This is a genomic window from Pseudoalteromonas sp. J2K-J599, from assembly GCF_059295115.2.
Genome location: NZ_CM200271.1, coordinates 753,861 through 769,721 on the forward strand (window position 1 = coordinate 753,861; position 15,861 = coordinate 769,721).

The 15,861-nt window shown below is 38.7% G+C and carries 10 protein-coding genes, 1 tRNA gene and 2 pseudogenes; 8 read left to right on the forward strand and 5 right to left on the reverse strand.

What is annotated here, in order from left to right; all coding sequences use genetic code 11:
• Nucleotides 1–85: 85 nt before the first annotated feature.
• The 4 genes from AC5NT5_RS03395 to gss all read right to left on the reverse strand — a co-directional run bounded on the left by AC5NT5_RS03395 (nucleotide 86) and on the right by gss (nucleotide 6,763).
• Nucleotides 86–3,025, reverse strand: coding sequence for a TonB-dependent receptor (locus AC5NT5_RS03395; protein ID WP_182681753.1), 2,940 nt, complete (start codon nucleotides 3,023–3,025; stop codon nucleotides 86–88).
• A gap of 605 nt (nucleotides 3,026–3,630) precedes the next feature.
• A complete protein-coding gene (gene dps / locus AC5NT5_RS03400; protein WP_024595435.1) occupies nucleotides 3,631–4,155 on the reverse strand; it encodes a DNA starvation/stationary phase protection protein Dps in 525 nt (174 codons plus the stop codon).
• Nucleotides 4,156–4,390: 235 nt separating this feature from the next.
• Nucleotides 4,391–4,759 carry a DUF2237 family protein gene (locus tag AC5NT5_RS03405; protein WP_494513379.1) on the reverse strand — a complete coding sequence of 123 codons (369 nt, stop codon included), beginning with the start codon at nucleotides 4,757–4,759 and terminating at the stop codon, nucleotides 4,391–4,393.
• Between the two features lie 135 nt (nucleotides 4,760–4,894).
• Nucleotides 4,895–6,763, reverse strand: coding sequence for a bifunctional glutathionylspermidine amidase/synthase (gene gss / locus AC5NT5_RS03410; RefSeq protein WP_494513380.1), 1,869 nt, complete (start codon nucleotides 6,761–6,763; stop codon nucleotides 4,895–4,897).
• Nucleotides 6,764–7,062: 299 nt separating this feature from the next.
• Between gss and AC5NT5_RS03415 the strand changes: the two are divergent.
• From AC5NT5_RS03415 to AC5NT5_RS03430, 4 genes and pseudogenes are all read left to right on the forward strand, one after another.
• A pseudogene (locus AC5NT5_RS03415) lies at nucleotides 7,063–7,872 on the forward strand (mechanosensitive ion channel family protein).
• Nucleotides 7,873–8,114: 242 nt separating this feature from the next.
• A complete protein-coding gene (locus AC5NT5_RS03420) occupies nucleotides 8,115–10,187 on the forward strand; it encodes a catalase (protein ID WP_494513381.1) in 2,073 nt (690 codons plus the stop codon).
• A 103-nt stretch (nucleotides 10,188–10,290) separates the two neighbouring features.
• Nucleotides 10,291–10,778 (forward strand): annotated as a pseudogene (locus tag AC5NT5_RS03425) (GFA family protein).
• A 100-nt stretch (nucleotides 10,779–10,878) separates the two neighbouring features.
• The gene (locus AC5NT5_RS03430) at nucleotides 10,879–11,352 is read left to right on the forward strand and encodes a VOC family protein (RefSeq protein WP_182673298.1); all 474 of its coding nucleotides are present in this window, start codon (nucleotides 10,879–10,881) and stop codon (nucleotides 11,350–11,352) included.
• 218 nt (nucleotides 11,353–11,570) lie between these two features.
• Here AC5NT5_RS03430 and AC5NT5_RS03435 read toward each other — a convergent pair.
• Nucleotides 11,571–11,655: transfer RNA gene (locus AC5NT5_RS03435), tRNA-Leu, on the reverse strand.
• Between the two features lie 391 nt (nucleotides 11,656–12,046).
• Between AC5NT5_RS03435 and AC5NT5_RS03440 the strand changes: the two genes are divergently transcribed.
• The 4 genes from AC5NT5_RS03440 to AC5NT5_RS03455 all read left to right on the forward strand — a co-directional run bounded on the left by AC5NT5_RS03440 (nucleotide 12,047) and on the right by AC5NT5_RS03455 (nucleotide 15,835).
• On the forward strand, nucleotides 12,047–13,036 hold the full coding sequence (locus AC5NT5_RS03440) for a fatty acid desaturase (RefSeq protein WP_494513382.1): 990 nt from the start codon (nucleotides 12,047–12,049) through the stop codon (nucleotides 13,034–13,036).
• 380 nt (nucleotides 13,037–13,416) lie between these two features.
• Nucleotides 13,417–14,709 (forward strand): amidohydrolase, encoded by a 1,293-nt coding sequence (locus tag AC5NT5_RS03445; protein ID WP_494513383.1) that lies wholly within the window; start codon nucleotides 13,417–13,419, stop codon nucleotides 14,707–14,709.
• A 234-nt stretch (nucleotides 14,710–14,943) separates the two neighbouring features.
• On the forward strand, nucleotides 14,944–15,357 hold the full coding sequence (locus AC5NT5_RS03450) for a GFA family protein (RefSeq protein ID WP_182672953.1): 414 nt from the start codon (nucleotides 14,944–14,946) through the stop codon (nucleotides 15,355–15,357).
• Nucleotides 15,358–15,682: 325 nt separating this feature from the next.
• Nucleotides 15,683–15,835, forward strand: coding sequence for a hypothetical protein (locus AC5NT5_RS03455; protein WP_160318638.1), 153 nt, complete (start codon nucleotides 15,683–15,685; stop codon nucleotides 15,833–15,835).
• Nucleotides 15,836–15,861: the final 26 nt, after the last annotated feature.

The window sequence follows — 15,861 nt, forward strand, 5'->3', positions numbered from 1 at the left end:
AATTGTGCGATGTTTTAACACAAGTGCCACTTTTTTATAGACGTGAAAAAGCCTGCATAAAAGCAGGCTTTAGTTTTAGGGAAAATTAAAATTTAGCGCGAATACCAAAGCTGTAACGGCGATCCGCTTCAGTGTACTTCCAAGCACCACCTAGTTCAGATAGGTAAATAGAAGGCTCACCCGTTAAGTTGGTCGCATTACCTACTAAGGTCACGTTTTCGTTAATATCCCAGCTTGCAGAGAAGTCTAACTGGCCTCTGTCGTCACGGTAGTTATTACCGTAAACAGTACCTTCTGCTGAAATACTGCCGTCTGAGTTAATATTTTCTACACGTTTCTCGTTTTCAGTATCTAAGAAACTGTCACGGTAGTTATAAGCTAGACGAGTAGAGAAACCTTCGTATTCCCAAAATACTTGTAAGTTATACGTATTTTTAGAAATATCTAATAACGGGTTACCGTTTGGTTGCTCGCTGTCTGCGTATGTGTAGTTTGCGTTAATGCCTAAGCCAGAAAATGCGCCAGGTAGGTCTGTAAAGAACTGTTGATAACCAACTTCAAAGCCTTGTACTGAGCCGTTTTCACCGTTTACATTTTTAACAGTATCGATACCCGTTAGTCCTGCGTCACGTAAGCCTGCTACATGGTTAAAGCCATCAGCATCTACTGGGAAGTCAGTTGCATCCGAGTAAACTAGGTTATCTTGTGAAACACCTGCAACGTCAAGCTGACATACTTGGTTCCATTGAGTTACGTTTTGGCCTGTTGAAGTGCTTGATGCCGCCACACAGCTACTTTCGTTACTTAAGAAAGATTCAACATCTTTATAAAATACTGCGAAAGAAATTACGTTACCTTGGTCAAAGTAATGCTCTACAGATAAGTCGTATTGCGTTGCACGATATGGTTCTAAATCAATAGAGCCTTGCGTTGCACCTGTAATGTCGTTATTAACGTCAAATGCAGGGCTTAGTTCGCTAAAGTCAGCGCGGCGCATAACTTTTGCAGCAGCAAAGCGGAATAATGTTTCGTCTGAGTAGTTATACGTTACGTTTAAGCTTGGTAAAAAGTCGCTGTAGTCATTGTCGCCAGTTACTTTTTCGCCATTAAGAAATACGCTTGATTCTAAATCCGTAGTTACATAACGACCACCCACAATTGCAGTGATGTTATCAAAGTCTAAGTAGGCTGATATATACACGGCAGCTGTATCTTCAACTACGTTACGGTATGCGCTTTCTTGGAACTCTTGGTTATCTGAAAGACTACCTGTTGACGCTAAGTTCGTACCTGCAAGTAACTGCTGAAGTTGAGCGTAAGTATTGGCCGGGTTAGATAAACCGTTGTAGCTTAAAAAGGTTAGTAGGTCGTTTTGTCCCGAATGACCTAGTTGGTCAAAAGAGTTGTCGTGGCTAACTGTTGTAAAGCTATTTGAAAAAGCAGCGTTGTAGTCATCAACCCATAAAGTGGCTAACGAACCGTCTGAGTCGTTAAATGCATTTTTATAAATGTCTTTAATTTCTACTTTGTATTGCTCATATTCGTAATCGCGGTTAGTAACACGTACACCCGCTTTTACTTTAGATACCCAGCTTAAGCTGCTGAGTGGCTCAAACATTTCAACATCAAAACGAATAGCTGTTTCGTCATTGTCTGTTCTTCTATCTTCACTTTTAAACGTACGAAGTGCTAAGTTTTGTGGGTCAGTAAATGCATTAGGATCTGAATGAATGATGCTTGGTAATTTATTACCGTCTTGAGAGAATGCACCATCATATAAATGATTTGTTAGCTGAGTTCCGCCACTTGCTTCAAATGTTGATTTTTCGATTGGGCGAAGTGTAAATTCAGAATCAGGTCTTACGCTTTCTGATGATGCTACCGCAATTTCACCAGAGATTTTGATGCTGTCAGTAAGGTTCCACTCTGCACCAAGTGCATTTGAAAACGAGTCAGTTTCACGAAAGTCACTGTATGTTTTAGGAATACCAAATTCGTTTGTTAACGTGTAATTATTTACGCCGTTAGCATCTTGAGTTGTATTTGCATCTGTTGATAGTGAACCTGCGACACCTAAAATAGAGTTACCAGCTTGTTCACCTGAGCGCTTTGTGCCGCTTAAATCAAGATACACCATGCCATTACCTGATTGTGGTGCCCATTGAAGAGATAAATTTACAGCAGTTCGTTTACGTTGTTCTACATATTGTTCAACACTGTGCTCGTCTCTTACGATAGCGTTGCCACTAGGTGTATTACCTTCTTGGCCATTAATTTCGATATCTTGAGGTTTAACACGGCTAGATGTTTCATCTTGGCGAATTTCGCGATCTTGGAATGAAAACATAGCAATGGCACCAAAGGTACCCATTTCATCAAAGTCCCAGTTGTTACCAATTGAACCACTAAAAATAGGAGCTACATTTTCTGTTTTATCAGCGTATTCGCCATCTAATGAAACTGCGCCAGTTAGTTTATCTAACTCTAATGGGCGAACTGTCTTTAAACTAACTGTTCCGCCTAATGCACCCTCAATCATATCGGCAGTAGGAGACTTAACTACTTCTACTGTTTTTAAGAAGCTTGATGGGTAATCTTGCAAGCTAATGCCGTCACGAGAGTCACCAATAGTAGAGCGACCATTTAATTCAACACGGTTTTGAGGTAAGCCACGAATAGAAACACTGTCACCCACACCAAAATCGGTATTAATAGATACGCCAGTAATTCGTTGCAACGCTTCTGCAATATTATTATCAGGTAACTTACCAATGTCTTCAGCAACAATTGCATCTACAATACGTCCGTCAGTACGCTTAAGCATAGCGGCGGCTTTCATACTACCTAGCATGCCTTTTACTTCAATAACTTCAATGTCTGCAGCTGCCGTTTCTGAAGCTGCGGGAGCCTCTTGCGCTGCAATATTTGAAGAAGCCATTAATAAAAGGGCTGCGGCACTGATTGCTGTAGAGTTACTTCTTTTATGTTTATTAATTAATGTTGAAGTAATTTGATTGAGTTTCATGTATCTCTCCCGTTTGGGTACGACTTGCGTCATTGTGTGTGTTGTTACTTGGCTTGGTTAACCAATTTAACTGTTTATTTCCTGTATCGTGTCATACAGGTGGTATGGTTGAAATTAATCCAATTCAACTTTATTTACAACCTTTGTTTACCAAAATTTCACAATGTGTATTACAAAAACCTCTTTTATTTTGCATATATTTAATAAATTTAAAGGCTTATAGTGTGTTTTTATTTTTTGTATTTTGAATGAATTTTATTGAAGTATCTTTACCAAAGGCATTTTTATATGTTATTTGTACTATTTAATACATTTGTTAGTACTATTTTTAAATTTTATGCGTACTTTTATACGTGTTTAGTTTACTTTTTAAGTGATATTGACTTGGAAGAGCGACCATTAAAAGTTCTAAATGATTTATAAATTTGCGAAATAGTGGAGAGGTTAAAATAATTAAAAATTATTTGGTAATACCAATTTTCTATTGTTTTTATATTGATTTTGTACTAGCTGGGGTGGGGGCGATACACTAGGTAGCGATAAATAGATTTTTACGCAAAAAAAAGCCCAGCATAATAATGCTGGGCTTTCTTACCTTAGATGTATTAGCTCTGTAATTCGCCTGTAGATGATTCTAAATGTGCTCGTATGAACCACTGAAATTGCTCTAAATCGGCTAGTTGGCTGGTGATCATATCTTCAGAGACCGGATCTAGCTCAGAAAGAGTCTCAATTGCTTTACGGTGATCGGCATTAACGCCGTTATATACTTTATCAAGCGCAGCCAAATGCTCGGTGACTAGGCCTTTGCCTACAGAGTATTCGTCCCAAGTACGGCGATCTACAATTGATTTTGGTGTGCCAACAGGTACTGCACCAAGTGTCGCAATTCGCTCTGCAATTGTATCTGTCATTTCGCGTACAATGTCTACTTGCGGGTCTATCATTTCGTGTACGCCAATAAAGTTAGGTCCCACTACGTTCCAATGAATATGTTTTAAAGTAAGCTGTAAATCTATCAATGCAACCATGCGGTTATCGAGGGTAGCTATTGTTTTTTGGGCTGATTCGTCACTCATACCTGGCGCGGTAAATTTAGTTGTTTTGTTTGATTCGTTATTGTTACTCATAATTTCTCCTACTTAAGTAATGTGTAGCTCATATAATGTGTTGCGTGATGAGCGTGACTTAAGCTTAATAAAGCAACTGCTATGCCGTAAGTTGCTTTATTTTAAAAGTGATTAAAAAACAATTGGTTATATTTTAAATTAAAGTTTTTAAGGCTGCAGAGGAGATTGGATTTTTGAAAAGCCTGCATATATTTGTAAAATATGCAGACTTCGATCTAGTTACTTTTAAGTGTATTTAAACGTTGGCTTTATATTCGTGCGCTTTTAAAACATCGAGCGGCACTATTTCTAATGATTTTTTATTTGTGGATTCAAGTACCACCGGTGGCGCAACGTTTGCTGAAATAGCATGAAGCCATCTTAGCGCACACAAGCACCATTTATCACCGGCTTTTAAACCTTCAAAATCGTAAAGAGGGTTCGGGCTTATTAAATCGTTACCTTGTGATTTTGAAAATTGTAAAAACTCATCAGTCATAATTGCACACACACTGTGATTGCCAAGATCTGATTCTGGTACATAACAAAACCCTTCACGTGTGTAGCCACCATTACCGCAACATAGTTTTAAGCGTGTGCCGAGTACATTAAATTGATTCGCCATGAAATACCTTAATTAGTGGTGTTTAATAAATTTACTCTATCAGGAGTAACTCGCTTGAGATAGCTATAAAACTTAAAAGAGGGAAGGGCTACACAAACTTAAGCCCGCAGCAAATTGCGGGCTTAGTATTGTTTATTATTTAATACGCAGCGCCATACAATCGCTATGGCCGTTTATGATCATGCTTTTATCAACACGCACGCCACCACCGGAGTATTTACCGGCGGCTGTAAAACTACATATTTGTATAAAGTAATCATCTACTTTAGGCAATGCAAATAGCTGTTGGTATATTTGGTCTTGCTCGGCAAAGTGCCCCATTGTTTTTTCTATAACTTGCTGCTGTTCATCAACAAGTTGAATATTAGCACCACAACGTCCTACTATTGGTTTAACTACATAACCGGTTTGTAATAACTCGTCGTTAAGCTCAAACGCGGTATTAAGTAAATATTCATGATTAGGGAATAAGCTCCACAGTATTGGCAAAATAGCCTTGTTACTAGGAATTAATGTCCACAGCGGTTCAAACACCATGACATTTTTACGCAGTAATACATCGACTAAGCGTGGCGTTTCACCAGCTTTGAATTGTGGTTCAAAGTTATCACCTAATGATTGGTCGGCTTCGCATTCTTCACGAATTTGATCAAGTGCGGTTTCCCACGACCAGGTTTTCCATACGTAACTCAGTTGTGCGCCATCAGTATCTACTATGTTGCCTGAATCATTCCAGCGAAGTGTGCTTAAGCCAATTACTAGCTTACATTCAAAGCCTGCGGCTTCAATAGCTTCTTTCATAAATAATGCGTGGTAATGTTCTTCTGGTTCATCATCTTGCAGAATATGAACAAGACCTTTTACCTCACTTTTACACCATGCTTTTACGAGATCTTTAAATAAATTTTGGCCTGCATCTACACCTGTTTTAACACTAAAGTGTTTTGCCCACTTTCCCTGAACTTTGCCGCTTTCCATGTAACACGATGCCGAATCGCAATTGTATTCGTAAACTTTTAAACCTGCTGCTGTTAAGGCAAAGTCAAACCGACTGGTAATTAATTGGTTTAAGCGGTTATCCCACGATTGGCGAATTTTATTAAGTACAACATCGGGTAAATTAAACTTTTTTAATAACTCAGGGTGCTGCAGTACATAGTCGGTTGCATGCATAAATAAACCATGCAGCTCATTTGTTGCATGCTCAATGCTTTGCTGCGCCGTTTGAGATATTGCAAAGTAATTATGCTGATCTTCATCTACGGATGTAAGTTTATGGCCTTGCATCATTTCTACGTAGGCAGCTTCATCGTCATTCGCAATATTTAACCATGACTTGTTTGCTTGGCCTGTATCTGCTGCTTTATGGGCTTCTATAGTAAATAAGTCAGTGTTTAGCTCAAACGTTGGCTCAGCATATTCTGTTTCATCAGTTTGTGTCATCCAACCTAAAATAGTGGCGTCGCTGTAAGAGCACTCAATCCAATAGTCGCCATCTTTAGTTACTTTTGCTTTTAGTTCACGGCACCAGTTTTGATTTGTTGGCCATATTTGATGCCCTACATTTTGCTCAGCAAGACGTATTTTATCTTCATGCACTTCAACAATGACAGCAACATGGCCTGTTTCTTCAAACTCGCCGCCTTCTTCCCATATAAGTAAACTACCTACTTGAGGGTGATGTTTAGCACCATTTTTAAACGCGTTTAGTGGCAATCTGTTTTGGCTATTTACATCGCGCACTGAACGCAGCTCAAAAATATCGTAAGCCATAGCTATGTCATCAAAAATATAACCATGATTGAGGTACATCCATCTACGGGCAAATTCAACGCATTGCCATTTATAGCCCATGTAAATACCGTCTAGGTAACTACGATAGGCACTACGATTAGGATAAATGCTTTCATCAGCCGTATCATAATCAGATGAGTAAACAGCAACATTACCAGGTGCATAACCTAATAAAGTACCAAAATCACTAGCAGGAGCAGAAGATTTCATAAACAAAGATGTTCAAAATAAGGTGAGATAATTTGCTGACTATATGAGCCAAACTGCGTTATAGCAAGATATTACTGAGTATAATCTTTAATTAAAAATTGGCGCTAAATAGGGCTTAAAATTATATTTTATCAATCCATAGTTTTAAAAGCAGTAGTTAAGAAATCCATCCTTCAAAGTGCTTATACATGTAAAACTGAACCTATATCCGTACTTTGGTTGATTTTTTGTTAAACTGTTGCGCTTGATATAGCAAAACTAGCTAAAATTAGTTAAAAGCTTTAAAAACAGGAAAAACAATGGAAGACATAATAAACAACATTGATATTAATCAATATTTACCCGCTGCAATCACGTGGGCAACCAACATATTACTAGCAATGGCAACAACTTAGTGGGCAAAGTACGCAATTTAATTATTGGCTTGTGTCATAAATACACTCATCTTGACGATTCGCTTTTTAGGCAGCATGGCTCGCTACATCATATTAGCGTTCGTTATTATTGCTGTGTTAAATCGCTTTGGTGTACAAACAGCCTCTATTATTGCTTTACTCGGTGCTGCGGGGCTTGCTATAGGCTTGGCGTTACAAGGTGCAATGTCGAACCTTGCCGCGGGCGTTATGTTGCTTGTTTTCAGGCCTTATAAAGTGAATGACTTTATTGAGGCAGCAGGGCGTTTTGGTAAAGTAACAGAAGTAGATATGTTCACTACTATTTTACAAACGTTCGATAACCAACAGGTTATTATACCAAATAGTCAAATTTGGGGCGCACAAATTATAAACCATTCACATCATCCAATTCGTGGTGTGGATATGAATTTTGGTGTTGCTTACGGTGAAGATACAACGGCTGTACGTAAAGTTATAGATGGGGTACTTGCAGCGCACCCACACATACTAAAAGATCCAGCGCCTTTTGTTGAAGTAGAAACTCTTAACAACAGTTCAGTAGATTTTTTAGTAAGGCCTTTTTGTAAGGGCGAGCATTACTTCGATATTCTTTACACGGTGCCAGAGTTAATTAAAAAAGCACTTGATGAAAACAACATCGAAATACCTTTCCCACATCGTAAAGTTATTTTAGTTAACGAAAGCAAAGATTAACTAAATTTAAAACGGTTTAAACCTAAGAGCACTTTTAAGTGCTCTTTTTTTGTGTGAAAAAGTTACATACCTGTGTAACCTTTTCTTTTATAAATCACCTCAAATACTACATTGTTATCTGTACAGCCCTTTTTTACTAGGTTAGATGGCTGGTCTTTATTTTGCATTTGCATAGTCACTTTTAGTTTTAAAGCTCATAAAAACTATCGACCCATTAAATCAAACTGTATGAAGGACTAAACATGGCTGAATCATTTAAATACTCAGGTAATAAAGGGCATGGCGGTGAATTGCATCAAAAAGCGTCGGATGAACACCCTACCATGACCACCGCGCAGGGCTGCCCTGTAAGTGACGATCAAAACTCATTACGTGCAGGAGAGCGTGGCCCCGGATTATTAGAAGATCACATAATGCGCGAGAAAATCTTTCACTTTGATCACGAACGCATTCCTGAGCGTGTAGTGCACGCTAGAGGCTATGGTGCACACGGATATTTTGAAACTTACGACACGCTTGAAGATTTAACCTGTGCAGATATTTTTCAGCGAAAAGGTGAAAAAACGCCTGTGTTTACTCGCTTCTCTACGGTTGCAGGTAATAAAGGGTCTCCAGATTTAGCACGTGATGTACGCGGTTTTGCGGTAAAATTTTATACCCAAGAAGGAAACTGGGATTTAGTGGGTAACAATATACCGGTATTCTTTATTCAAGATGCGATGAAGTTTCCAGACTTAGTTCATTCAGCTAAAGCCGAGCCTGATCGTGGTTTTCCACAAGCGCAAACAGCACATGATAACTTTTGGGACTTCGTGAGCTTGTCACCTGAGTCAATGCACATGGTTATGTGGGCAATGTCTGATAGAGCTATTCCACGCTCTTTACGCTTTATGGAAGGTTTTGGTGTTCATACCTTTAAATTTATTAATGCCAAAGGTGATGAGAAATTTGTTAAATTTCATTGGAAACCAAAAGGCGGAATGCAATCTGTAGTATGGAACGAAGCACTTAAGCTAAACGGCGCGGACCCTGATTTTCATCGCAGAGACATGTGGGAATCTATTGGCAACGGCGACTTCCCAGAGTGGGAGCTAGGTGTGCAGGTGTTTGATCTGCAATTTGCTGATGAATTTGAATTTGATGTTTTTGATGCCACCAAGCTTATACCTGAAGAGCAAGTACCAGTGCAAATTGTTGGCCGTATGGTGCTTGACCGTGTTGTAGACAACTTTTTTGCAGAAACAGAGCAAGTAGCATTTTGTACTCAAAACATTGTACCAGGGCTCGACTTTACACCCGACCCGCTACTGCAAGGTCGTAACTTTTCATACTTAGATACTCAAACCAAGCGTTTAGGTGGTCCTAACTTTACGCATATTCCGGTTAATGCGCCTAAATGCCCAATGCGTCATTTTCAGCAAGATGGCCACATGGCAATGCACAATCCAAAAGGACGTGTTAATTATGAGCCAAACTCATGGAGCGGCGATGAAAACAACCCGCGCGAATGCCCAGTACATGGCTTTAAAAGCTCAAGCGAACCTGAGGTAAGTGGCGGTGATAAACTGCGTTATCGCTCAGAAACATTCAGCGATCATTACAGTCAAGCTCGTCAATTTTATTTAAGTCAAACAGAGGTAGAGCAGGCGCATATTCAATCTGCGTACGTGTTTGAGCTGTCTAAAGTTGAGCATTTGCCAATACGAGAACGTTTGGTATCGCACTTGTTAAATATTGACGAAACCCTCGCAAATAAAGTTGCCGAAGGACTTGGCTTGCAAGAAATGCCAGCTCCAGCTGAAGCTGCAATGCCAACACGTAAAGACTTACCTGTATCTGATGCGTTAAGTATTTTGAAAAATGCGCCCAACACCTTCAAAGGCCGTAAATTAGGTATTTTAGTAAGTGATGGCTTTAATGCAGAAATTTTTGAATCGGTTACCAATGCACTTAAAAGTGAAGGTGCAAACTTTGAAATTATTGCCCCGCAAGTTGGCGGTGCTAAATGCAGTAAAGGTAAGCATTTTAAAGCTGATCAGGTTATTAATGGTGGTCCATCGGTTTTATACGATGCGGTACTTGTACTCACCACCGAAGATGGAGCTGAAAAACTAGCTGCAATAGCAGAAGCTAAAGACTTTGTAAGTGATGCGTACGCACATATGAAATTTATAGGCTTTACAAATGAGGCTAAGCCCTTATTTAAAGCGGCAGGCCTTGATGGAAAAGTAGATGATGGTTGGATAGATTTAGAGGCACATTCAGGCGATAAATTTATAAATACATTGCGTAATTTAAGATATTGGGAGCGTTAGTAAGCTCAATAATTAAAAAAACCACAGCATGTAATAGTTGTGGTTTTTTTTAGCTCACCTAGTTAAGGTATTAGTTCAAGCCAACAATAAAATTGGATATATTATGAAGCTTAATGGCGCTTGTCACTGTGGCAAAGTGGTATTTAAGGTCAACTCAAAACACCCTTATCCTTACAATTTATGTTACTGCTCTATTTATGTTACTGCTCTATATGCCGTAAAACCGCAGGGAGTGGCGGGTTTGTTATTAATTTAAACGCGCAATACAGCACGCTTGAGGTTACAGGGCGTGAACACATAACTATTTATCATGCAAAAATAGGCGATAAAATCAGCCCTGCAGAGCGTCATTTTTGTAAGCATTGTAGTGCTAACTTGTGGTTATACGATGCACGTTGGCCTGAGCAAGTTCACCCCTTTGCAGGTGCAATAGATAGTGAGTTACCCATACCGCCAGAGCGCACTCATTTAATGCTTGGTAGTAAAGCAAATTGGGTAAATGCGCCCATTAATGAAGGTGACAAGCAGTTTGAAGAATACGCTGATGAAAGTATTGCTGCTTGGCATAAGCGTTTAAACCTCGAAAAGTAACGCAATTTTTTGTATGAGCTAAGCTTAAATTTAGGGGCAATTAAACGCATATTTAGTTAATTAAATATTAAAAATCACCGCGTAAGTAAAGGAGAATATTATGGCAGTCTCAGCAATACCAAAAGGGTTTCATTCAGTTACACCCTATTTAATTATGAATGACGCACAAAAAGCGATAGATTTTTATTGTGATGCATTTAGTGCTGAACACGTAATGCAGATGCCTTTACCTGATGGTGGAATAGCACATGCAGAAATAATAATTGGTGATTCGCATATTATGCTTTCAGATAATGGTTCTGAAGAGCATTTAAAAAACCCAAAAGAACTCGGTGGTACAGCGCTAAGCCTTATGCTTTATGTTGAAGATGTTGATACCGTGTTTAAAAAAGCAATTGAGCTTGGTGCAACAGAAATAAGACCTGTACATGATCAGTTTTATGGTGATAGGACCGGCACGCTACAAGACCCATTTGGTCATATATGGATCATTGGTACACACAAAGAAGATGTTAGTGACGAAGAGTTAAATAATCGAATTGGGAATATAACAAATCAAGAGCAAGACGCATAACTCGCATGCTAATTAGATTTATGTAGCTTTCTACTTACGTTGATGGCTTTAATGGAAGGCTTGTGGCTTTTGCTTCAACTTAACTAGGTTTTGCCTTGTTATCGACACGGTTTTCTTACCTAAAAGTAGCTCACTTAGTAAAGTGAGTTGGTATAGATTACTAGTTAAATTTTAGGCATAAAAAAACCTCAGCCAATAATTAGCTGAGGTTCAAAAAGTGGTACCAGCGGCCGGACTCGAACCGGCACTCCTTTCGGAAGGGGATTTTGAATCCCCCATGTCTACCAATTTCATCACGCTGGCATAATTTTTCTTTAATCTTTTAAGCATAAAAAGATAAAGAAAAACCACTTAAAATAAAAAGGATACTTATATACCTCTTATTCTGTATCCGCATTATACAAACAAAAGAGGGGGCGGCAAGCATTTTCTTTTGTTTGTAATAACAACTGATTGATAATTAATCGTTTATAGCAAGGAGACTCCACCGGCAAATTTTTTAAGTCTTTTTGGGCTGATATATAAAGCGAATATTTTGGGTTATGAGTGCTATTAAACTGTTATGCGATTGAATAAATGAGCAATTGAACTATTGATGATAGTGAATCGTATTATAATAGTTATTCCTGCTTTATGCCGATTTTGCGTTTAATTCAGGTATTATTTGTACAACAAAGTTTTTAAGGCATTATATATGACCCAATTAACTGCCAAACAGAACATTCAAGCGATTGTAAAAGCTATTAAGGCAGAAGAAGCATTACTTCGTCAAAAGCATCCATTACTTGCCCATCAAAACACCTTAGGGTTGATCATTTTATTGCTATCGCTTAGCGCATTAATTGGTGTTGGTGTTTTATATTATTTAGCCATTATACCTGCTTGGGCGTGTATAGTACTTGCGGCCATTGCTGCATCTATTTCCCATGAGTTAGAGCACGACCTTATACATAAACAATACTTTAGTAACCAGCCGTTTATGCATAATTTTATGATGCTAACAGTATGGTTAATGCGGCCAAATACTATTAGTCCATGGTACCGACGCAAAATACATTTACACCATCATAAAACCTCAGGCACACAACAAGACCTAGAAGAACGCTTGGTGGGAAACGGTATTAAAAATCCATTTTTACGTGCGCTAGTTATTGTAGATGGGTTATTAGGGCTAATTATTTCTACTAAACGTTTTAGAAAAGAAATTAATGGCTTTAGTTTTTCGAGTGTTTTTAATGCGGGGTTTCCGATAGCGACTGCGTATTTCGCTATTTTATATAGCGTTATTGTATTTCATATTGTTGATTTATTTATACCACTTTCGCTTAATTCGCCTAGCTGGGTACTAAGTATAATGAACGTGTTCGAATTTTTGATGGTTGTGCTCATTGTGCCTAATATTATTCGTTCAAGTTCGCTTAATTTTGTTACCTCAAGCATGCATTACTATGGCGGCGTTAATAACATGCTTGAGCAAACACACGTGCTAACGAGTCGTTTATTTATGCCGTTTCACTTGTTTTGTTTTAACTTTGGTAAAACGCATACCATTCATCATTTTTTGCCAAATCAGCCATTTTATTTACGCCAAATGCTAAGTGAAAAAATACTTAAAGTAATGGCACAACACAACGTGCGCTTTAACGATTTTGACAGCATTAAAAATGCGAATGCTTATAAATAATTACCTCCAACATTAGGAGGCCTTACATTGCTATTCTTATCTTATAATCTGAATAGCAATTATGTACCAAGCCTATTACTCTCTAGCTTCTTCTATCCACCACCGCGCTTATTAAAACTCACTTTACGTGCGTTGGTTGACTATTCAATGCCATTTTTAAATCAACAAAAGCAAAAATGGTAGCCTTAATTAGCGCTAAATCTTCACACTAAAAATAGATAAAGCCCCCCATAGTTGGGCATCTAGCTTAAATGGGATTGATTATTGTAGAGCCTTCAGTAATAGTGGTTATAGAGCAAACTAATTATGTTCTCAATAATACATAAGGGCTCGTGCTCATCAATATTATAAAACCAATAAATATAAAAAGGACAAACAGGATGAAAAAATCACTAATTTCAATAGCGTTGGGCTTTGCTGCCCTTAGTGCGTTTAATGCCAATGCAAACATTGATCAGCAAGTTAAAAAGATAGAGCAACAGGTTATTGACTGGCGACGTGATTTTCATCAAAACCCTGAGCTTGGGAATCGCGAAACCCGCACAGCAGGTATTGTCGCTAAGCACTTAAAGTCGCTGGGTATGGAAGTACAAACGGAGATTGCTTATACAGGTGTTGTGGGGCTATTAAAAGGTGCAAAGCCAGGCCCGACAGTAATGCTACGCGCGGATATGGACGCGCTGCCAGTTACTGAAAAAGCCGATGTTGATTTTAAATCAACTAAAACCACTAATTATCGTGGTGTAGATGTAGGCATAATGCATGCTTGTGGGCACGACACGCACGTGGCTATGCTAATGGGCGCTGCACAAGTGCTTGCAAACATGAAAGATGAGCTACACGGTAATATTATGTTTGTATTTCAGCCTGCAGAAGAAGGCGCACCAGAGGGGGAAGAAGGTGGCGCTGAGCTAATGCTTAAAGAAGGCATATTTAAACAATACAAACCAGAAGCTGCTTTTGGGTTACACATAACATCTAGTTTGCACAGCGGTAAAATTGGTTATAGAAGTGGCCCTGCAATGGCCAGTGCAGACCGATTTGAAATAACTGTACATGGCAAGCAGGCACACGGCTCTGCACCGTGGACTGGGATTGACCCCATTGCCGCAGCTGCGCAAATAGTAACAGGCGTAAATCATATTGTTAGTCGCCAAATCAACATTACCAAAGAGCCTGCTATTGTCTCGTTTGGTAAGATAGCGGGTGGGGTACGTAATAATATTATTCCTGAAGAAGTCGAAATGGTAGGCACAATTCGTAACTTTGATATGGATAACCGAGCACAAATATTTGAAAAAATAAAAACCACAGCCACGCACATTGCTAAATCATCAGGTGCTACTGCAGAGGTACACATTCACGAAGGTTATCCGGTAACGATTAATAACCCAAAGTTAACTGCGCAAATGTTACCGAGTCTTGAAAAAGCAGCCGGTAAACAAAACGTGCAAGAAATGGGTAAAATAACCGGCGCAGAAGATTTTTCGTTTTACGCATTAGAAGTGCCGAGTGTATTTGTATTTTTAGGCGGTACACCAAGTGAGCAAGATTTAAATACAGTGGCTAGTAATCACTCACCTTATTTTTATGCCGACGAATCATCGTTTAAAGTAGGCACTAAGGCGCTTAGCCTGTTAGCTGTTGATTATTTAAACGCACATAAAAGATAGCTTAAACACACCACGTTACGCTATTAGCTTAACGTGGTATTGCTGTTTTATTTAAAACATCGGATCATGTTTTTAGCACTTGCTCAACTTTTAAAAAATCACTCTAAAAATTAAAAATCTAACCGAACATACAAATGAACCGGCGAGCAGTTTTTTTATATTTTAAAAATAATGAATCGATATTGCCGGTCTTATATCTCAATTCAATCTTCATAAGCATTAAGGATTTAAATAATGGAAATTACTGGAAGCTGTTACTGTGGTGAAATTAAATACCAAGCAAAGTCTCAAAATAACAACGCACTTGTTTGCCATTGTAGCGATTGCCAACGTATGTCGAGCGGCCCATTTAGAGCAGTCATAATTGCAGAGCCTAACTCAGTCGTTTTTACTAAAGGCGAGCCAAAAGAGTATGTTAAAACAGCACAGAGCGGCAATAAACGTGCGCAAGGCTTTTGTGGTACGTGCGGCACTACACTTTACGCAACTAATGAAGCAAAGGCCGATAGAGTGTACGGCCTGCGTATAGGTGCTGTTGATCAGCGAGATGAATTTACCCCAGCTGCACAAATTTGGTCGCAATCAACGCTTAAATGGCTAAATGATTTACACCAGGTGCCTGCTTTTGAAACTACACCTCAATCATAAGTGCTGTGAGCGTTGAGAAAATAAAACAGCTAATTAGCTATGCTTTGCTAGTGGGAAAAATCTCGCTAGCTGCATTTTACTCCCTCCTTTTAACTCCTCTTTATATAAAAATTAAAGTATTTGTAGGCCAAATGACTTTGTGAATTATTTTCATATTTTATTGAAATATATGCCTATATGCTCATTTGTAGTAATACCTCACCTCAGTTTTTGTATTTAAGCTCATGATACATATAAAAATAAAGTTTATTTTTATATGTACCTATTTGGCTTGTTAATTGCTGATAAACACCACGGACTACATATTAATGATGAGGTGAAACGAATGAGAATTTTATCCACGAGCGAAGTAGGGGCTGAATTAGAAGCAGCCAAATCACGTTTAAAAAAATTACCCCACTGGAAACTCTCTGAAAAGTTAGCCTTAGAGCTGCGCTTAAAACAACTAAGCGCTTACTTTAACGAATACAAAAGTTAGCGTTTGATTTATTAGCGTAATAGATA